The sequence below is a fragment of the Rhodococcus antarcticus genome, from assembly GCF_026153295.1.
In the GTDB taxonomy this organism is placed as follows: Bacteria; Actinomycetota; Actinomycetes; order Mycobacteriales; family Mycobacteriaceae; genus Rhodococcus_D; species Rhodococcus_D antarcticus.
The window spans coordinates 1,829,365-1,849,333 of sequence record NZ_CP110615.1; the positions used below are offsets into that span (position 1 = coordinate 1,829,365).

General features: G+C 69.6%; 12 protein-coding genes, 3 rRNA genes and 1 pseudogene. 1 reads left to right on the forward strand and 15 read right to left on the reverse strand.

Annotated elements, in window-relative coordinates; all coding sequences use genetic code 11:
• Window positions 1-80: 80 nt before the first annotated feature.
• The 15 genes and pseudogenes from RHODO2019_RS08810 to tyrS form a co-directional block, all read right to left on the reverse strand.
• Window positions 81-1,004: a site-specific tyrosine recombinase XerD gene (locus RHODO2019_RS08810; RefSeq protein ID WP_265384698.1), complete on the reverse strand. Its 924-nt coding sequence runs from the start codon at window positions 1,002-1,004 to the stop codon at window positions 81-83.
• A 13-nt stretch (window positions 1,005-1,017) separates the two neighbouring features.
• Window positions 1,018-1,656, reverse strand: coding sequence for an NUDIX domain-containing protein (locus tag RHODO2019_RS08815; RefSeq protein WP_265384578.1), 639 nt, complete (start codon window positions 1,654-1,656; stop codon window positions 1,018-1,020).
• The gene (pyrG, locus tag RHODO2019_RS08820; RefSeq protein ID WP_265384579.1) at window positions 1,653-3,353 is read right to left on the reverse strand and encodes a CTP synthase; all 1,701 of its coding nucleotides are present in this window, start codon (window positions 3,351-3,353) and stop codon (window positions 1,653-1,655) included. Before pyrG ends, RHODO2019_RS08815 begins: the two co-directional genes overlap by 4 nt.
• A 110-nt stretch (window positions 3,354-3,463) precedes the next feature.
• Complete coding sequence (locus tag RHODO2019_RS08825; protein ID WP_265384580.1) at window positions 3,464-4,414, reverse strand: copper transporter; 951 nt, start codon at window positions 4,412-4,414, stop codon at window positions 3,464-3,466.
• Window positions 4,411-5,595, reverse strand: a complete 1,185-nt coding sequence (gene steA / locus RHODO2019_RS08830; protein ID WP_265384581.1) for a putative cytokinetic ring protein SteA — start codon at window positions 5,593-5,595, stop codon at window positions 4,411-4,413. The genes RHODO2019_RS08825 and steA overlap by 4 nt, the downstream gene beginning before the upstream one ends.
• 56 nt (window positions 5,596-5,651) lie before the next feature.
• Window positions 5,652-7,400 (reverse strand): DNA repair protein RecN, encoded by a 1,749-nt coding sequence (gene recN, locus RHODO2019_RS08835; RefSeq protein WP_265384582.1) that lies wholly within the window; start codon window positions 7,398-7,400, stop codon window positions 5,652-5,654.
• Window positions 7,401-7,446: 46 nt separating this feature from the next.
• A complete protein-coding gene (locus RHODO2019_RS08840) occupies window positions 7,447-8,367 on the reverse strand; it encodes an NAD kinase (RefSeq protein WP_265384583.1) in 921 nt (306 codons plus the stop codon).
• The gene (locus RHODO2019_RS08845; protein WP_265384584.1) at window positions 8,364-9,191 is read right to left on the reverse strand and encodes a TlyA family RNA methyltransferase; all 828 of its coding nucleotides are present in this window, start codon (window positions 9,189-9,191) and stop codon (window positions 8,364-8,366) included. Before RHODO2019_RS08845 ends, RHODO2019_RS08840 begins: the two co-directional genes overlap by 4 nt.
• A 1-nt stretch (window position 9,192) precedes the next feature.
• Window positions 9,193-9,375 carry a hypothetical protein gene (locus tag RHODO2019_RS08850; RefSeq protein WP_265384585.1) on the reverse strand — a complete coding sequence of 61 codons (183 nt, stop codon included), beginning with the start codon at window positions 9,373-9,375 and terminating at the stop codon, window positions 9,193-9,195.
• 80 nt (window positions 9,376-9,455) lie between these two features.
• A complete protein-coding gene (locus RHODO2019_RS08855; RefSeq protein WP_265384586.1) occupies window positions 9,456-10,454 on the reverse strand; it encodes an HAD-IIA family hydrolase in 999 nt (332 codons plus the stop codon).
• Window positions 10,451-11,254: pseudogene (locus RHODO2019_RS08860) on the reverse strand (hypothetical protein); the annotation flags it as partial. The pseudogene RHODO2019_RS08860 and the gene RHODO2019_RS08855, both read right to left, overlap by 4 nt.
• Before the next feature lie 93 nt (window positions 11,255-11,347).
• Window positions 11,348-11,462, reverse strand: a 5S ribosomal RNA gene (gene rrf / locus RHODO2019_RS08865).
• Window positions 11,463-11,567: 105 nt separating this feature from the next.
• Window positions 11,568-14,720, reverse strand: a 23S ribosomal RNA gene (locus tag RHODO2019_RS08870).
• A 426-nt stretch (window positions 14,721-15,146) separates the two neighbouring features.
• Window positions 15,147-16,666, reverse strand: a 16S ribosomal RNA gene (locus tag RHODO2019_RS08875).
• The 16S, 23S and 5S rRNA genes sit together here, the layout of an rRNA operon.
• Before the next feature lie 434 nt (window positions 16,667-17,100).
• Window positions 17,101-18,369: a tyrosine--tRNA ligase gene (gene tyrS / locus RHODO2019_RS08880; RefSeq protein ID WP_265381465.1), complete on the reverse strand. Its 1,269-nt coding sequence runs from the start codon at window positions 18,367-18,369 to the stop codon at window positions 17,101-17,103.
• Between the two features lie 52 nt (window positions 18,370-18,421).
• Between tyrS and RHODO2019_RS08885 the strand changes: the two genes are divergently transcribed.
• Complete coding sequence (locus RHODO2019_RS08885; protein ID WP_435532097.1) at window positions 18,422-19,861, forward strand: SDR family NAD(P)-dependent oxidoreductase; 1,440 nt, start codon at window positions 18,422-18,424, stop codon at window positions 19,859-19,861.
• The last annotated feature ends 108 nt before the right edge of the window (window positions 19,862-19,969 follow it).

A 19,969-nucleotide genomic window follows, 5' to 3' on the forward strand; every position in this document is an offset into this window, starting at 1 on the left:
ACCGGGGACCAACGCGCCTCGCCGACACACGCTCGCGCTCACCGCGCTCGGTCACACGCTCGCGCTCACCGCGCTCGCGCTCACCGCGCTCGGGGGTGCGCGCCCGCCCACACCTCGCGCAGGCCCTCCACGGTGACCAGCGTGTACACCTGGGTCGTCGTCACCGAGGCGTGCCCGAGCAGCTCCTGCACCACCCGCACGTCCGCCCCACCGTCGAGCAGGTGCGTGGCGAAGCTGTGCCGCAGGGTGTGCGGGGAGACCGCGACCGTCAGCCCCGCCCCCGTGGCGGCCTGCTGCAGCACCTGCCAGGCGCTCTGCCGCGACAGCCGCCCACCCCGCGCGTTGAGGAACACCGCCGGCGTGCCCCGGGTGAGCAGGGCGGGCCGGCCCCGCACCAGCCACGCGTCCAGTGCCGCGAGGGCCGGACGGCCCACGGGGACCAGTCGCTGCTTGCCCCCCTTGCCGTCCAGCAGCACCGAGCGGGTCACGGCGTCCACGTCGTCGACGTCCAGGCCCACCGCCTCCGAGATCCTCGCCCCGGTCGAGTACAGCAGCTCCAGCAGCGCCCGGTCCCGCAGCTGGCGCGGCCCCGCCGTCCCGGCAGCGCCGCCCGTGGCCTCCAGCAGCGCGAGGACGTCGTGCACGGGCAGCGCCCTGGGCAGCCGCTGGGCCGCCCGGGGCGGCCGGACCTCGTGCGCGACGTCCTCGGCCACCAGCCCCTCCTCGAGCGCGAAGCGGTGCAGGCCACGCGCGGCGACCAGCGCCCGTCCGGCGGAGGTGGCCGCGAGCGGCGCGACCCCCGCCTCCGGGTCCCCCGTGCGCAGGGCCACCACGAACTCCTGCACGTCGGCCTCGGCCACCCCCGCCAGCTGGTGCACCCCGCGTCCGTGCAGGTGCGCGACGTAGCGGCGCAGGTCCCGCCGGTAGGAGTCCAGCGTGTTCCGGGCGGTGCCGCGCTCGACGGTGAGGTGGTCGAGGTAGCCGCGCACCTGCTCCTCGAGCACCCCTGCCCCGGGGTCAGGCGCCGCGAGGTCCACGGGCCACGAACCGCTGGGGCCGGTCGATCCACTCGGCGTCGACCGCGCGGGGCTGCGCCCCGGTGGAGCGCAGGGCCGCCAGGCCGAGCAGCCCGGCGACAGCGGTGCAGCTCCCGATCTCGCCGGACAGCACCCGGGCGACGGCGTCGGCCAGCGGCACCCAGGCGCTGGTGAGGTCGGACTCCTCGTCGTCGGTACCCGTCCCGGAGGCCACGGCGGACAGCCCCTGCGCCAGGAAAACCCGCACGGCCTCGTCGGTGAACCCGGGGGACGAGGCCACGTCCACCAGCACCGACCACCGCTGAGCAGCCAGCCCGGCCTCCTCGGCGAGCTCGCGGGCCGCAGCCAGCACGGGCTCCTCGCCGGCCACGTCCAGCAGTCCCGCGGGCAGCTCCCACAGCCGCCGCGCCACCGGGTGGCGGTACTGGTGCAGCAGCAGCACCCGCCCCTGCTCGTCCAGGGCCACCACCGCCACGGCCCCCTGCTTCTCCACCACCTCGCGGTTCGCGACCCGGCCGCCGGGCATCCGCACCTCGTCCACCCGCAGCGCCAGGACCGCGCCACGGTGCACCAGCTCGGTGCCGACGACCGGGAAGTCGTGGGCGCCGGGAGTGCTCACGAGCTGCGGACCGAGACCGGCAGGCGTTCGGCGGACTCGTAGTCGATGGCGGCCCGGACGAAAGCCGAGAAGAGCGGGTGCGGGCGGGTGGGACGGCTCTTGAGCTCGGGGTGCGCCTGGGTGGAGACGTAGAACGGGTGGACCTCGGCCGGCAGCTCGACGAACTCCACCAGGGTGCCGTCCGGGGACGTGCCACTGATGACGAGCCCGGCTCCGGTGAGCTGGTCGCGGTAGGAGTTGTTGACCTCGTAGCGGTGACGGTGCCGCTCGGAGACGTCGGTGCTGCCGTAGGCGCGGGCCACCACCGAGCCCGGGGTGAGCACCGCGGGATAGGCGCCCAGCCGCATGGTGCCGCCCAGGTCGGCCTCACCGGAGACGGCCGCCACCTGCTCGGCCATCGTGGAGATCACCGGGTACGGGGTCTGCGGGTCGAACTCGCTCGAGCTCGCCCCCTCGAGGCCGGCCAGGGAACGCGCCGCCTCGATGACCATGCACTGCAGCCCGAGGCACAGGCCCAGGGTGGGGATGCCGCGCAGCCGGGCGTGCTTGAGGGCACCGACCTTGCCCTCGATGCCGCGGATGCCGAAGCCTCCGGGCACGAGCACGCCGTCGACACCGCGCAGCGCGGCTGCCGCCCCCGCGTCGCTCTCGCAGGAGTCCGACGGCACCCACACGATCTCCACCTTGGCCTCGTGCGCGAAACCGCCCGCCCGCAGCGCCTCTGTGACGGAGAGGTAGGCGTCCGGGAGGTCCACGTACTTGCCGACGACCGCTATGCGCACGTGCTCCTGCGGGGAGTGCACCCGCTCCAGCAGGTCGCCCCACACCGTCCAGTCGACGTCGCGGAAGGGCAGCCCCAGCCGTCGCACCACGTAGGCGTCGAGGCCCTCCCCGTGCAGCACCTTGGGGATGTCGTAGATGGAGGGCGCGTCCGGGGTGGACACCACACCGTCGTAGTCGACGTCGCACATCAGGGCGATCTTGCGCTTGAGGCCGTCGGGCACGTCACGGTCGGCGCGCAGGACCAGCGCGTCCGGCTGGATGCCGATGTTGCGCAGCGCGGCCACCGAGTGCTGGGTGGGCTTGGTCTTCAGCTCGCCGGAGGGGGCCAGGAACGGCACCAGGGAGACGTGCAGGAAGAACACGTTGTCGCGGCCCACGTCGTGGCGGACCTGGCGGGCGGCCTCCAGGAACGGCTGGCTCTCGATGTCACCGACGGTGCCGCCGATCTCGGTGATGACGACGTCGGGCTCCACGCCCTGGAGGTCGGCGGAGTCCATCGCGATGATGCGGGACTTGATCTCGTCGGTGATGTGCGGGATGACCTGGACCGTGTCGCCGAGGTACTCGCCGCGGCGCTCCTTGGCGATGACGGTCGAGTACACCTGCCCGGTCGTCACGTTCGCCCAGCTGGGCAGGTCGCGGTCGAGGAAGCGCTCGTAGTGCCCGATGTCGAGATCGGTCTCGGCCCCGTCCTCGGTGACGAACACCTCCCCGTGCTGGAAGGGGTTCATCGTCCCCGGGTCCACGTTGAGGTACGGGTCCAGCTTCTGCATGGTCACCCGGAGCCCCCGCGCGGTGAGCAGCTGGCCCAGGCTCGAGGCCGTGAGGCCCTTGCCGAGCGAGGAGGCCACCCCGCCGGTGACGAAGACGTGCTTGGTGGGGGTGGACCGGTCGTGCTGCCGTGACTGCGGCAAGGAGGCTCCCGTGAGGTGCGAAGGGGTTCGAGGTGCTCGACCCACGGGATGTCAGCCTAACAGCGGCCACACCCCACCGAGCTCTCCCGGCGGGGCGCGTCGAGCCCGGCTCAGCCGGCCTGCGGTCCGGACACGGTGATCCCCTGGGCCGAGCTCGCCGTGCCGTACCGCCCAGCAGCACCGTTGAGCTGCTCCTGGAGTCCGAGGACCGTGGTGATCTGGCCGGCTGCGGTGTCGACGTTGTCCACCGTGGTGAGGGCCGCCGTGATGTCGGTGTCGGCCCGGGCCACGCCCACCGGTCCGTTGCCCTCGGCGGACCCCGCGCGCCCGGCCAGCACGGCCCCCGCACCCGCGCGGTCCAGGGCTGCCGCGAAGCGCGCCACCGAGGCGGCCCGGTCGCCCGCACCGGCGCCGGTGACCGCCCCCCCGGTGAGCACCACGGCGAGCTGCCCGGGCGTGACCTTGCCCTGGCTCTGCCCGACGAAGCCACCGGCCTGGAGGGCCTGCAGGGCGACGCTGAGCTCCTCGGGTGTGCTCTGGGGCTGTGCGGTGGTGCCGTTCAGCAGCAGCACCGAGCCCAGCAGCGCTCCGGCGAGGCTGCCCGCGTCCACGGTGCCGGTGGGCAGCTGCACGCCGGCCGGGATCACGTTCGTGACGGTGGAGCGCAGCTGGTCGGCGTTGGAGGGATCCACGAACGCCGCCGTCAGCGACACCTGGCCCGTCACGGTCGCCCCGGCCTGTCCGATCAGGGAGATGATCGCGTCCCGGTCGGCGGAGTCCGCCTCCGGGCCCGTCACCACGACGACGGAGCGCTGCGCGAGGGAGCCGCGCAGCGCGAGCGGTGCGAGCGCCAGGTCGAAGCCGTCCGCGCTCCTGAGCTGGCCGCGCAGGGTGTTGAGCTCGGCCTGCTGGCCGTCGTTCGTGCTCCGCAGGTCGGTGTTGTCCGATCGGAGCCCGGAGAGCAACCCGTCGGAGAGCGAGGTGGAGCCGAGCACGACCCCCAGGGCCAGCGCCAGGAACACGGCGGCGATGGAGATGACGTGGTGGCGCAGCGAGATCACTGGAGAAGGCCTCCGGCCCAGTCGTAGAAGGAGTCCCACAGCTGGCGGCCGCGGTCGAGGTACTCCGGCCCGGCGCCGGAGACGGCCAGCGCGACGGCGATGGCCACGAAGGCGGCCAGCACCAGGAGCAGCACCACCCCGCCGGAGACCCGGCTGCGGTACAGCGTGGCCACGGCCTTCGCGTCCACCAGCTTGGAACCGACCTTGAGCCGGGTGAGGAACGTGGACGGGTTGGAGTCCCGACGTCCTCGGTCGAGGAACTCGTCCAAGGTCGCAGCCGACCCAACGCTGACGATCAACGAGGCACCGTGGTGGTCGGCGAGCAGCAGGGCCAGGTCCTCGCTCGAGCCCGAGGCGGGGAAGGTCATCGCGCCGACGCCGAGGTCCTGGATCCGCTCCAGGCCGGGGGCGTGCCCGTCGGAGTGAGCGGGCAGGACCACTTGGGCGCCGCACTTGAGGGTGTCGGTCTCGATCGCCTCCGGGTCGCCCACCACGAGGTCGGGCTTGTAGCCGAGCCGCCGCAGCGTGTCCGCACCGGAGTCCACCCCGATGAGCACGGGCCGGTACTCCTTGATGAAGGGCTTGAGGCTCTTGAGCTCCTCCTCGTGCCCGGAACCGCCGCTCACGACGACGACGTGACGGCCGTCCATGTCGACGTCCACGTCGGGGACGCCCACCCCGTCCAGCAGCAGCGGGCTCTCGCGGCGGATGAACTCGATGGTGTTGCCCGAGAAGGCCTCGAGGTGGTCGACGAGCCCGGTCTTGGCCTCCACCATCTGGTCGGCGACCGACTCCGGGGACTGCTCGGAGCCCTGGGCCACCTGACGGTCACCGGCGAACACGACCCCCTCGTGCACCCGCAGCCGAGCACCGTCCTTGACCGCCCGGAACACCTCGGTGCCCACCGAGTCCACCAGGGGGATGCCGGCACCCACGAGGATCTCGGGGCCGAGGTTGGGGTAGCGCCCGGAGATCGAGGGCGCTGCGTTCACCACGGCGGAGACCTCGGCGGCCACCAGGGCGTCCGCGGTGGCCCGATCGAGATCGACCTCGTCGAGCACGGCGATGTCGCCGTGGCCGACGCGGCGCAGCAGACGTGGCGTGTTGCGGTCGACCCGGGCGACCCCGCTCACACCGGGCAGGGTCTCCTGGGAGCGGGAGAGCAGGGCGGGCAGCTTCATGGCTCCCATGGTGACCGGCGCGCGAGCCGGTCCGGGGTAGGCGCGCCGACGGCGTGCTACCGGGCGCGGTCCGCCGAGGCCGTCTGCAGCAGCTCCTCCGCGTGCGCCCGACCGGTGTCGGTGTCGTCGAGCCCGGCCAGCATCCGGGCCAGCTCGGCCACCCGTTCCTCGCTGGTCAGCCTGCGGACGCCGCTCGCCGTCACGGCACCGTCAGCCGCCGCCTTGTCGACGACGAGGTGGGTGTCGGCGAAGGCCGCGACCTGCGGCAGGTGGGTGACCACGATGACCTGGTGGGTGCGGGCGAGCCGGGCCAGCCGGCGCCCCACCTCGACGGCTGCGCGACCGCCGACGCCCGCGTCGACCTCGTCGAACACCAGGGTCGCCGTGGTGTCGGCGGTGGCCAGCACCACCTCCAGCGCCAGCATGACGCGGGAGAGCTCGCCGCCGGAGGCACTGCGCCCGACCGGCAGCGCGGGCGCACCGGCGTGGGCGACCAGCCGCAGCTCCACCTCGTCCACCCCGTGGGCACCGGCGTGCAGCAGCACCCCGTCCACCAGCAGCGCCGCGGTGTCCCCGTCCGCTGCCGGCCGGTCGGTCACCGCCACCTCCAGCTGGGCCTGGCCCATCGCCAGACCGGACAGCTCGGTGCTCACGGCGGCGGCCAGCACGGTCGCGGCCGCCTGGCGCGCGGCCCGCAGCGCGCCCGCCGTGGCGGCGGCGTTCTCCGCGAGGGCGTCACGGCGCTGGGCGAGGGCATCGAGGGTGTCCCCGGAGACGTCCACCTCGACCAGCCGCGCACGGGCGTGCTGGGCCCACTCGAGCACCCCGTCGACGTCGGTGGCGTGCTGGCGCACGAGCGTCTTGAGCTCGGACTGCCGGGTGAGCACGGAGTCGAGCGCAGCGCCGTCCGCGGGGAGGTCCGCCAGGTACGCGCTGAGCTCGGCCCCGACGTCGGTGAGCACGGCCACCACCTCGCCGAGACGCTCCTGCTGAGCGGTGAGCGCGTCGTCACCGGCGGCCAGCATCCGGGCCCGGGCCTGCGCCACCAGCCCCAGCGCTCCCCCGGACTCGTCGTCGTCGGAGCCCATCAGGGCGGCCTGCGCCTGGGCCGCCCCGGACCGGAGCGCGTCCAGGTCCCCGAGCCGGTTCACGGTGCGGGAGAGCTCGACGTCCTCGCCGGGCTGCGGGTCCACCGCCGCCACCTCCTCGAGCCCGGCGCGCAGCGACTCGGCCTCCCTCGCGAGCTCGGCCGATCGGGCGGTGCGCTCGGCGAGGTCCCGCGCGGCGGTCTGCCACCGCGCCCGCGCGTCCCGGTAGGCGGCCAGCAGCGGGGCGACCTGCTCGGCCGAGCGGTCGAGGGCGGCGCGCTGCTCGGCCGGCCGCAGCAGGCGCAGCTGGTCGTTCTGGCCGTGCACGGTCAGCAGCGGACCGGTGAACTCGGCCAGGGTGCCGGCGGGAACGCTGCGCCCACCGAGGTGGGCTCGGCTGGGGCCGTCGGCAGAGACGGTGCGCACGGCGATGACCGTGCCGTCCTCGTCGGCGTCCGCACCCGCGGCCTCCACCACCGCCGCTGCCGCCGCACCGGCGGGTCCGTCCAGGGTGAACCGCCCCTCGACGACGGCGCGTCGCGCGTCGGTGCGCACCCGGCTCGGATCGGCGCGGGCTCCGCTGAGCAGGTGCAGACCGGTGACGACCATGGTCTTGCCTGCGCCGGTCTCCCCGGTCAGCACGGTCAGCCCCGCGCCGAGCTCGACGTCGGCCTCGGCGATCACTCCGAGACCCTGGATCCGCATCTCGGACAGCACGGTGGGAACCCTAGCCGGGCCGGCGGACGGTTCCCGCGCGCCAGCGTCAGTGGTGCTTGCCCCGCCAGCCCTGCACCGGCAGGTTGAACTTGCCCACCAGGCGGTCGGTGAACGGCGCGTTGTCGAAGCGGACCAGGCGCACCGGGGTCTCGCCGCGGACCACCTCCACCCGGGCACCGGCCGGTACGGCGACGGTGCGGCGGCTGTCGCAGCTGAGCACGGCGCCCGGCCCGTTGGCGTCGATCTCCACCGCCACCACCGAGTGCGGGCTGACCACGAGCGGCCCGGCGAACAGCGCGTGGGCGTTGCTCGGCACCACGAGCAGCGCCTCGGTGTCCGGCCACATCACGGGACCGCCGGCGGAGAACGCGTAGGCGGTGGAGCCGGTGGGCGTGGAGACGAGCACCCCGTCGCAGCCGAAGCCGGACAGCGGGCGGCCGTCGACCTCCAGCACGACCTCGAGGATCCCCCCGCGGGACCGCTTCTCGACGCTGGCCTCGTTCAGCGCCCAGCTTCGGCCGAGAACCACGTCGTCCAGGGTCACCACCGCGTCCAGGGTCATCCGCTCCTCGACCCGGTACTCGGTGTTCACCACCGCGTCCAGCGCGGCCTCGAGGTCGTCGGGGTCGGCCTCGGCGAGGAACCCCACCCGTCCGAGGTTGATGCCCAGCACGGGTACCCGCGCGGGACGCGCGATCTCGGCCGCGCGCAGCAGGGTGCCGTCGCCGCCGAGCACCAGGACGAGCTCCGCGCCGGCCGCGGCCGCCGGGCTGGCGTCCACCGGGTGCGCCCCGAGCACGCTGGGCAGGGCGAGGTCCTCGTTCTCCTCGACCAGCACCCGCAGCCCGATGCCGGCCGCGGTGAGCCGCGCGGCCACCCGCTTGGCGGGCTCGGCGTTCTCGGCCCGTCCGGTGTGCACCACGAGGAGCACCTCGCGCGGGGGCCCCGACGGGGTGGGAGTGCTCACTGGGGGCCTTCCTGGACGGCGGTGCCGATCATCGACCGGACCTCGTCGAGATCCTGTGCGGCGGCGGTGGCGGGGTCGTGGGTGAGCCAGAGGAAGAACTCGACGTTGCCGGACGGGCCCGGCAGCGGGCTGGCCACGGCACCCCGGGTGCACAGCCCCAGGGCGGCGGCCACGGCGGCCACGTCGAGCACGGCGGAGGCACGCAGCTCGGGGTCGCGGACCACCCCGCCGTGACCGACCCGCTCCCGGCCCACCTCGAACTGCGGCTTCACCATGGGCACCAGGTCCGCACCCGGTGTGGTGCAGGCCGCCAGGGCGGGCAGCACGAGCCGCAGCGAGATGAACGACAGGTCGCCGACCACGAGGTCCACGGCGCCCCCCACGGCCTCGGCGTCGAGCGCACGGGCGTTGGTGCGGTCCAGCACGTGCACACGATCGTCGCTCTGCAGCCGCCACACGAGCTGGCCGTAGCCGACGTCGACAGCCACCACCTCCCGAGCCCCGCGCTGCAGGAGCACGTCGGTGAACCCGCCGGTCGAGGCGCCCGCGTCGAGGCAGCGGCGCCCCTTCACCGCGAGGCCGCCGGGCCCGAACGCGGCCAGCGCACCGAGCAGCTTGTGCGCCCCGCGCGAGGCCCACTGATGCTCGCCGGACTGCTGGGTGACCCGCACCGGGGTACCGGCCTCGACCGCGGTGGCCGGCTTCGTGGCCACCGACCCGTTGATCAGCACCCGGCCGGCCGCCACGAGCTCGGTCGCGTGCTCCCGGGAGCGGGCCAGGCCCCGACGGACGAGCTCGGCGTCGACCCTCGCGCGGCGCGCCACCTCAGACCCTGTCGATGGTGGCGAGCGCGGCGGCCAGGCGCCGGTGCACGCCGTCGAGGGCCGTGGCCTCCTCGGCGAGGTCGCCCACCGGGCGGTCGAGGACGTGGTCGACCTCCGCGAGGACAGCGGCAGGGTCGAGCCTGGTGGGTGCGGCCGGGAGTGGGCCGGGAGTGGGCGTGCTCATCGGGGCGAACGCTAGCCGATGCTGTGGACCCCACCGGGTGGGATGACCGCGGTGCCGCGGTACGCGCGGCGACGACGTCCTCAGCCCGGGTCGATCCCCCACGACCGCAGGGCCGACTCGGCCCCGGCTCCCTCGGCCCGCAGGACGGTCCACCCCGGGTCGTCCCACGCCGGTCGGCAGGCGGCACGCAGACCGGCCACGGGATCCGCGGCCCCGTCATCGCACGCGAGCACCAGGGTCGATCCGTCGACGTGCACGCTCCAGCCGTCCACGTGATCGATCGCGAGCTCCTGCGCCGCACGGTCGAGGCCGCCCAGGTCGGCCGCGACGAGATCAGGTCGCTGCTCCTCGGGCGCGCGCAGCAGCTCCATCGGTGTGCTCACCCCGGTCAGGACGAGCAGCGAGCGGGCACCGACGGCGCGAGCCCCCGCGATGTCGGTGTCGAGCCGGTCGCCCACGACCAGCGGGGCCGTCGCGCCGGACCGGTCCAGCGCGTCCTCCATGAGGGGCCTGGCCGGCTTCCCCGCCACCAGCGGTTCCTGACCGGTGGCGCAGCGAACGGCCGCCACCAGGGATCCGTTGCCCGGCAGCAGCCCGCGCGCGCTCGGCAGCGTGAGGTCGGTGTTCGTCGCCACCCAGACCGCACCCGCCCGGATGGCCACCGTCGCCTCCGCCAGCGCCGTCCACCCGGTGTCCGGGGAGTGGCCCTGCACGACGGCTGCCGGCGTTGGCTCGGACCCGCGGACCGGCACGAGCCCCACCGCGCTGATCTCCTCGACCAGCGCAGGTGCCCCCACCACGAGCACGGCCGCCCTCGGTTCGAGCCGCTCACCCAGCAGCCGGGCCGCGGACTGAGCGCTGGTCACCACGTCCGCGGCGGTGGTCGGGAGGCCGAGCTCGGTCAGGTGTGCGGCCACGGCGCTCGGTGTGCGGCTGGCGTTGTTCGTGACGTACAGCAGCCGCTGGGCGGATCCCGTCAGAGCGGCCAGTGCCCCGGGCACGACGTCCTGGCCCGCGTACACCGTGCCGTCGAGGTCGAGCAGCAGCGCGTCGTGCTCCTCGCGCAGCGTGCCGCTCACGCCTCGACGCCCCCGCCGAGCTCCTCGACGCGCTCCTCCGCGTCGGTCTCCCCGTCGACGTCGGCCTGGGCCGCGTTGAGGAACCACCGCAGCGCGTCGTCCCGCCGGCCCGCCACGACGAGAGCGTCGGCGTAGGCGTAGAACAACCGCGCGGCCGGAGTCCCGGTGCGGGTCGCGTCCAGCTCAGGGGTCTGCAGCATGACCACGGCGGCATCCAGCTGCCCCATGTCCTGGCGAGCACCCGACAGCACCATGCGCAGCTCGGCGGCCTCGTCCGGGCCGAGCGCCCGCGCCTCCTCGGAGCGACCCAGCTCGAGTGCTCGCTCCGGCCGGCCCAGTGCGCGCTCGCAGTCGGCCAGGACGGCCACCAAGCCAGGTCCACCCGCCATCCGCCGTGCCGCACGCAGCTCGGCGATAGCCTCGGCCCACTCACCCGCGTGGTAGGCCGTGATCCCGACCGCCTCCCGGACGGCAGCGATCCGGCCCGCACGGTTGCGGGCGGCGCGCGCGTGCGCGAGGGCGAGCTGGGGCTCCTCGTCGACCAGGGCACCGGCCATGACCAGGTGGCGGGCGACGGCCTCGGCGTTGGACTTGTCCAGGCTCAGCAGGTCACGTCGCACGTCCTTGTCGAGCGCACCCGCCTGCACCTCGTCGGGCAGGTCCGGCTCGTCGGGACGGACACGACGGGGTGCGTCCTCGCCCGAGGGCACCCGCCGCACGTCGTTGCGAGGCCCGTCGGGACGCCAACCACCGCGACCGGCACCACCTCGTGAGGGCGCACCCCGACCGGATCGACGATCGTCCTCAGCCACGATGCACACCTCTCTGACGCTTCTTGCTGTGAACGCAGAAAAGGGGACCCCAACGTGTGGGGTCCCCTTTCTGGGAATGGTGTTCGGCGGTGTCCTACTCTCCCACACCCTGGCGAGTGCAGTACCATCGGCGCTGGAGGGCTTAGCTTCCGGGTTCGGAATGGGACCGGGCGTTTCCTCCGCTATGACCACCGTAACAAGGCGGGACAACACTTCACCCTCCCGACCCGGTGGCCCCTGGGAAGGGTGGGTGGTGCGGTGTGTTGTCTCAGATACCGCACAGTGGACGCGTAGCAGCTTTGTGGTAAGTCCTCGGCCTATTAGTACCGGTCACCTGCACACCTTGCGGTGCTTCCAGTTCCGGCCTATCAACCCAGTGGTCTGCTGGGGGCCTTACCCCCTCAAGGGGGTGGGAAACCTCATCTTGGAACGAGCTTCCCGCTTAGATGCTTTCAGCGGTTATCCCTTCCGAACGTAGCCAACCAGCCGTGCCCTCTGGCGGGACAACTGGCACACCAGAGGTTCGTCCGTCCCGGTCCTCTCGTACTAGGGACAGCCTTCCTCAAGTTTCCTGCGCGCGCGGCGGATAGGGGACCGAACTGTCTCACGACGTTCTAAAACCCAGCTCGCGTGCCGCTTTAATGGGCGAACAGCCCAACCCCTTGGGACCTACTCCAGCCCCAGGATGCGACGAGCCGACATCGAGGTGCCAAACCATCCCGTCGATATGGACTCTTGGGGAAGATCAGCCTGTTATCCCCGGGGTACCTTTTTATCCGTTGAGCGACACCGCTTCCACTTGCCGATGCCGGATCACTAGTCCCGACTTTTCGTCCCTGCTCGACCTGTCAGTCTCACAGTCAAGCTCCCTTGTGCACTTGCACTCAACACCTGATTGCTGACCAGGCTGAGGGGAACCTTTGGGCGCCTCCGTTACATTTTTGGGAGGCAACCGCCCCAGTTAAACTACCCACCAGGCACTGTCCCTGATCCGGATCACGGACCGAGGTTAGACATCCACTCGACCAGAGTGGTATTTCAACGGCGACTCCACCACCACTAGCGTGGCCGCTTCACAGTCTCCCACCTATCCTACACAAGCCGAACCGAACACCAATACCAAGCTGTAGTGAAGGTCCCGGGGTCTTTCCGTCCTGCCGCGCGTAACGAGCATCTTTACTCGTACTGCAATTTCGCCGAGTCTATGGTTGAGACAGCTGGGAAGTCGTTACGCCATTCGTGCAGGTCGGAACTTACCCGACAAGGAATTTTCGCTACCTTAGGATGGTTATAGTTACCACCGCCGTTTACTGGGGCTTAAATTCTCAGCTTCACCACCGAAGTGATTGACCGGTCCTCTTAACCTTCCAGCACTGGGCAGGCGTCAGTCCGTATACATCGTCTTACGACTTCGCACGGACCTGTGTTTTTTTAGTAAACAGTCGCTTCCCACTGGTCTCTGCGGCCACAACACGCTCAGCCCGAGAAGAGCGTCACATGCCATGGCCCCCCTTCTCCCGAAGTTACGGGGGCATTTTGCCGAGTTCCTTAACCATAGTTATCTCGATCGCCTTGGTATTCTCTACCTGACCACCTGTGTCGGTTTGGGGTACGGGCCGTGTGAAAGCTCGCTAGAGGCTTTTCTCGGCAGCATAGGATCACCACATTCGCCTCAGTCGGCTATGCATCAGATCTCAGGCTTCGTGGGACACGGATTTGCCTGTGTCCCGCCCCTACGTCCTTACACCAGTACTACCACTCACTGGCGCGGCTACCTTCCTGCGTCACCCCATCGCTTGGCTACTACCCGGTCGGTTCCCGCGCTCCACACCCCACGCAACCGGCTCGAAAGCCGGCGCTACGAGGCGCTTCGGGCGGTTAGCATCACGGGGTTCGCCATGGGCGCGTTCACACGGGTACGGGAATATCAACCCGTTGTCCATCGACTACGCCTGTCGGCCTCGCCTTAGGTCCCGACTCACCCTGGGCGGATTAACCTGGCCCAGGAACCCTTGGTCATTCGGCGGGGAGTTTCTCACCCCCTTTCGCTACTCATGCCTGCATTCTCACTCGTGCAGCCTCCACCCCTGGATCACTCCGGAGCTTCCCTGGCTGCACGACGCTCCCCTACCCATCCACACGACTGCACCCCACCCCGCAGGGAGAAGTGAATCACAAGTGTGAATGCCACGGCTTCGGCGGTGTGCTTGAGCCCCGCTACATTGTCGGCGCAGGATCACTTGACCAGTGAGCTATTACGCACTCTTTCAAGGGTGGCTGCTTCTAAGCCAACCTCCTGGTTGTCTTCGCGACCCCACATCCTTTCCCACTTAGCACACGCTTAGGGGCCTTAGCCGGTGATCTGGGCTGTTTCCCTCTCGACTACGAACCTTATCGCCCGCAGTCTCACTGCCGCGCTCTCACTCACCGGCATTCGGAGTTTGGCTGGTTTCGATAAGCTTGTTGGCCCTCTAGACCATCCAGTAGCTCTACCTCCGGTGAGAAACACGCGACGCTGCACCTAAATGCATTTCGGGGAGAACCAGCTATCACGGAGTTTGATTGGCCTTTCACCCCTACCCACAGCTCATCCCCTCAGTTTCAACCTAAGTGGGTTCGGGCCTCCACGACGTCTTACCGTCGCTTCACCCTGGCCATGGGTAGATCACTCCGCTTCGGGTCTAGAGCACGCGACTGATTCGCCCTGTTCGGACTCGCTTTCGCTACGGCTACCCCACGACGGGTTAACCTCGCCACGTACCACTAACTCGCAGGCTCATTCTTCAAAAGGCACGCCGTCACCCCCCACACACAAGGTGTGCGAAAGCTCCGACGGATTGTAAGCGCACGGTTTCAGGTACTATTTCACTCCCCTCCCGGGGTACTTTTCACCTTTCCCTCACGGTACTAGTCCGCTATCGGTCACCAGGGAGTATTCAGGCTTATCGGGTGGTCCCGACAGATTCACAGCGAATTTCACGGGCTCGCTGCTACTTGGGTGCTCAACAAGAGAGGTGACAGGTTTTCGCGTACGGGAGTCTCACCCTCTACGCCACGCCATCCCAGGCGACTTCCGCTAACCACATCACTTTCTTACTCTCCACCGGTACAGCAGTCCCGGTACGTTGAGTCCCACAACCCCACGAGTGCAACGCCTGCCAGCTATCACACACCCATGGTTTGGCCTCTTCCGCTTTCGCTCGCCACTACTCACGGAATCACTGTTGTTTTCTCTTCCTGTGGGTACTGAGATGTTTCACTTCCCCACGTTCCCTCCACTCACCCTATGTGTTCAGGTGAGGGTGACCCCACATCACTGGGGCCGGGTTTCCCCATTCGGACATCCTCGGATCACAGCTCGGTTGACAGCTCCCCGAGGCTTATCGCAGCCTCCTACGTCCTTCATCGGCTCCTGGTGCCAAGGCATCCACCGTGCGCCCTTACAAACTTGGCCACAAAGATGCTCGCGTCCACTGTGCAGTTCTCAAACAACACACGGGAAACCCCCACACACACCGCCACCAACACCCACCACACCCACACCACCACCCGAAGGCGACACGCGGGAGACGACAAGCTGATGTGGCCGGCTGCAGGAGCCCGCAACCAAGAGACACACCCAACCAAGCGTGTGTTCTCTCAGGACCCAACAGTGCACCGATGCCCACCACCACCCCCCGACCACACAGGGCCAGAAGACGATGCCGGGACGTGTCAGCGTTCCACCCATGAGCGAACCCCGCGCAAGACGAACGCCTGCGAACGGGGCCACATCCTGCACTCAAGCCCACCACCCGTTCCCTGCCACCACCCACCCCGAGAGGTGAGCACAGCTGGTACTGGACGCGATGGACACCGACAGGCGCTGTGAGCTCCTTAGAAAGGAGGTGATCCAGCCGCACCTTCCGGTACGGCTACCTTGTTACGACTTCGTCCCAATCGCCGATCCCACCTTCGACAGCTCCCTCCACAAGGGTTGGGCCACTGGCTTCGGGTGTTACCGACTTTCGTGACGTGACGGGCGGTGTGTACAAGGCCCGGGAACGTATTCACCGCAGCGTTGCTGATCTGCGATTACTAGCGACTCCGACTTCACGGGGTCGAGTTGCAGACCCCGATCCGAACTGAGACCGGCTTTAAGGGATTCGCTCCACCTCGCGGCTTAGCAGCCCTCTGTACCGGCCATTGTAGCATGTGTGAAGCCCTGGACATAAGGGGCATGATGACTTGACGTCGTCCCCACCTTCCTCCGAGTTGACCCCGGCAGTCTCCTGCGAGTCCCCACCATAACGTGCTGGCAACACAGGACAGGGGTTGCGCTCGTTGCGGGACTTAACCCAACATCTCACGACACGAGCTGACGACAGCCATGCACCACCTGTACACCGACCTTGCGGGGCACCCATCTCTGAGTGTTTCCGGTGTATGTCAAACCCAGGTAAGGTTCTTCGCGTTGCATCGAATTAATCCACATGCTCCGCCGCTTGTGCGGGCCCCCGTCAATTCCTTTGAGTTTTTTAGCCTTGCGGCCGTACTCCCCAGGCGGGGTGCTTAATGCGTTAGCTACGGCACGGATCCCGTGGAAGGAAACCCACACCTAGCACCCACCGTTTACGGCGTGGACTACCAGGGTATCTAATCCCTGTTCGCTACCCACGCTTTCGCTCCTCAGCGTCAGTTACTGCCCAGAGACCCGCCTTCGCCACCGGTGTTCCTCCTGATATCTGCGCATTTCACCGCTACACCAGGAATTCCAGTCTCCCCTGCAGTACTCAAGTCAGCCCGTATCGACTGCAAGCCCACCGTTGAGCGATGGGTTTTCACAGCCGACGTGACAAACCGCCTACGAGCTCTTTACGCCCAGTAATTCCGGACAACGCTCGCACCCTACGTATTACCGCGGCTGCTGGCACGTAGTTGGCCGGTGCTTCTTCTGCAGGTACCGTCACTCTCGCTTCGTCCCTGCTGAAAGAGGTTTACAACCCGAAGGCCGTCATCCCTCACGCGGCGTCGCTGCATCAGGCTTTCGCCCATTGTGCAATATTCCCCACTGCTGCCTCCCGTAGGAGTCTGGGCCGTGTCTCAGTCCCAGTGTGGCCGGTCGCCCTCTCAGGCCGGCTACCCGTCGTCGCCTTGGTAGGCCATTACCCCACCAACAAGCTGATAGGCCGCGGGTCCATCCCCCACCACGTAAAGCTTTCCACCACACACCATGCGACATGTGGTCATATCCGGTATTAGACCCAGTTTCCCAGGCTTATCCCAGAGTGGAGGGCAGGTCACCCACGTGTTACTCACCCGTTCGCCGCTCGTGTACCCCGAAGGGCCTTACCGCTCGACTTGCATGTGTTAAGCACGCCGCCAGCGTTCGTCCTGAGCCAGGATCAAACTCTCCGTAAGTTCTCGAAGAGAACAATCACTGCACTTAAAACTCAACTAGCAACCCCCACACACCCCAAAAGATGCGCAAGAGCCAAATCCAAACAATTGGCACTGACAATCATCGGCACACTGTTGAGTTCTCAAAGAACACACGCACACCAGAAGACCCAGGCCTTGTGGCCCGAACTTCGGGGGCTTGTCGCGCTCTGCTCACTGTACGCGCTCACAACCGAAGTTGCGACCATCGTGTGGAGCAGGTGTCAGGCGGTCCAACCTCGTGACCGTCGTGGTGACCGGTTCGGCGTCCCGCCCTGGCGACAAGGAGAAAGTTACGCAGGTGAGTCCTGGGAGTCAAATCCCCTGCACAGCGCAGGCCACCCGTCGTCTCCACCCCGTGAACCCGCAGGTCGGACGCCGTTCACCTCCGCGCCCCGGGGTCCACGACCTCGGTCTCAGCGGTGCAGGAGCTCCACACCGGTCATGTGACGCCGACCACGTCGGACCACCAGGAGACTGCCGTGCAGAGCGCCCGTCGCCTCGCCGACCCAGTCCTCGCTGGTCACCTTGGTGTTGTTCACCGAGACGCTGCCCTCGGCCACGGCACGGCGGGCAGCGCTGCGGCTGTCGACCAGACCGGTGGCCACGAGCAGGTCCACGATCCCCCGAGGGTCCTCCGGCCCGACCCGCACCAGGGAGGCCTCCGTCAGCGCGGACCGCAGGGTCGTCTCGTCCAGCTCCTCGAGGTCGCCGCGCCCGAACAGCGCGCCGGCGGCGAGCTCGGCCGCCCGGGCCTGCTCGGCCCCGTGCACGAGCGTGGTCACCTCTCTGGCGAGGGTGCGCTGCGCGCCCCGGGCCTGCGGACGCTCGGCGGTCTCCTGCTCCAGCTCCGCGAGGACGGCGCGGTCGAGGAAGGTGAACAGGCGCAGGTACTCACCGACCTTGCTGTCCTCGGCGTTCACCCAGAACTGGAAGAAGGCGTACGGCGAGGTCATGTCCGGATCGAGCCAGACCGTGCCCGCCTCGGTCTTGCCGAACTTGGTGCCGTCCGCCCGGGTCACCAGGGGTGTTGCCAACGCGTGCACACGCACACCGTCGGCCCGGCGGACCAGCTCCACACCGGCGGTGATGTTGCCCCACTGGTCGCTGCCCCCGGTCTGCAGCACGCACCCGTGACGGCGGTGCAGCTCGAGGTAGTCCATGGACTGCAGCAGGACGTAGCTGAACTCCGTGTAGCTGATGCCGGCCTCGAGCCGGGTGCTCACCACCTGACGGTCCAGCATCCGGTTGACCGGGAAGTGCTTGCCCACGTCGCGGAGGAAGTCCAGCGTGCTCAGCCCGGCGGTCCAGTCGAGGTTGTTGACCATCGTCGCCGCGTGCGGTCCGTCGAAGTCGAGGAACCGGGCGACCTGCGCCTGGATGCGGGACACCCATCCCGCGACGACCTCGGCACTGTTCAGGGTGCGCTCCCCGGTCTCCTTGGGGTCGCCGATCATCCCGGTGGACCCGCCCACCAGCGCAAGCGGGCGGTGCCCGGCCAGCTGGAGCCTGCGCACCGTCAGCAGCTGCAGCAGGTTGCCGACGTGAAGGCTCGCAGCGGTGGGGTCGAAGCCGCAGTAGAGGGTGATCGGGCCCGCGTCGAGCTCCTCCCGCAGCGCGTCGGGGTCGGTGGTGTGGGCGAGGAGTCCCCGCCAGGTCAGCTCGTCGAGGATGTGGTCTGGCACGCCGTTGACCCTCCCCCACCGTGGCGATCACCGGCAACCGCAGTGCGGGAGGATGAGGCACGTGACCACCGAGGACGGGATCCACCCCGACGACCTGGCCCGCGTGCTCGAGGTGATGCGTGCCGCAGAGTCGCTGCCCCCCGAGCACCCGGACGTCCTGGCCCTGCGCCGGGCGACCGCGAAGATGTTCAAGGCGGTCAAGGTCAACCGCCGGGTGGTCCGTCGCGACGCCGTGAGCGCCGCCGACCGTGCGGTCGTGGCGGCGACGGCCACCGGATCCCCCGATCGGATCGACGACGAGACCCAAGGCATCCCGCTGGTCTCCAACGCCCCCGGCGCCTCGGCCGGAACGCTGCTGCGGCCCCGACCCTGCTACCAGTGCAAGCAGAAGTACACCCAGGTCGACGCGTTCTACCACCAGCTCTGCCCGACCTGCGCGACGGTGAACCGCGCCCGGCGGGACGCCCGCACCGACCTCACCGGCAAGCGCGCCCTGCTCACCGGCGGGCGGGCGAAGATCGGCATGTACATCGCGCTGCGGCTGCTCCGCGACGGCGCGCACACCACCATCACCACGCGGTTCCCGCACGACGCCGTGCGCCGCTTCACGGCCATGGAGGACAGCCACGACTGGCTGCACCGCCTCCGCGTGGTGGGCATCGACCTCCGCGACCCCGCCCAGGCCGTCGCGCTGGCCGACACCGTGGCCGAGCAGGGCCCGCTGGACATCCTCATCAACAACGCGGCGCAGACGGTGCGTCGCTCGCCGGGTTCCTACGCACCGCTCGTGGCGGCCGAGTCCGCCCCGCTGCCCGCCGGACCGCTGCCCGAGCTGATCACCTTCGACCACGTCAGCGACGCGCACCCCGCCGCGCTGGCCGGCTCGCTGGCGGCGCACCCCACCCCGCACGCCGTGACCGAGCTCGCGATGCGGGCCGGGTCGGCCTCGATGGACCGGGTCGCCGCCGGCACCGCGATCGACGCGGGCGGCCTGGTACCGGACCTGCACGACGTGAACAGCTGGACCCAGCGGGTGGACGAGGTCGACGCGATGGAGCTGCTCGAGGTGCAGCTGTGCAACTCCACGTCGCCGTTCATCCTCATCAGCAGGCTGCGGCCGGCGATGGCCGCCTCGTCGGCCCGGCGCACCTACGTCGTCAACGTCTCGGCGATGGAGGGCGTGTTCAACCGCGGCTACAAGGGCCCGGGACACCCGCACACCAACATGGCCAAGGCTGCGCTGAACATGCTCACCCGCACCAGCTCCACGGAGATGCTGACCGACGGCATCCTGATGACCAGCGTCGACACCGGGTGGATCACCGACGAGCGGCCGCACCCGACCAAGCTGCGCCTCGCCGAGGAGGGTTTCCACGCACCGCTGGACCTCGTGGACGGGGCGGCACGGGTGTACGACCCGATCGTGCGCGGCGAGGCCGGCGAGGACGTGCACGGTGTGTTTCTCAAGGACTACGTCCCCGGGCCCTGGTAGGCCAGCCCCCGGGCCCTGCTGGACCAGGGGCGTGACAACGGCCACCTGCGTGCACCGCGGTGTCGGGGTCCCGTCGTAGGGTCGCAGCCGATCTCCTCCCGTCACCGC

Excerpts from the sequence above, each read along its gene's own strand:
- steA (WP_265384581.1), bottom strand. The coding sequence starts at position 5,595 with ATGAAGCTGCCCGCCCTGCTCTCCCGCTCCCAGGAGACCCTGCCCGGT.
- RHODO2019_RS08850 (WP_265384585.1), bottom strand. The coding sequence starts at position 9,375 with ATGAGCACGCCCACTCCCGGCCCACTCCCGGCCGCACCCACCAGGCTC.
- RHODO2019_RS08885 (WP_435532097.1), top strand. The coding sequence starts at position 18,422 with ATGAGGCACGTGACCACCGAGGACGGGATCCACCCCGACGACCTGGCC.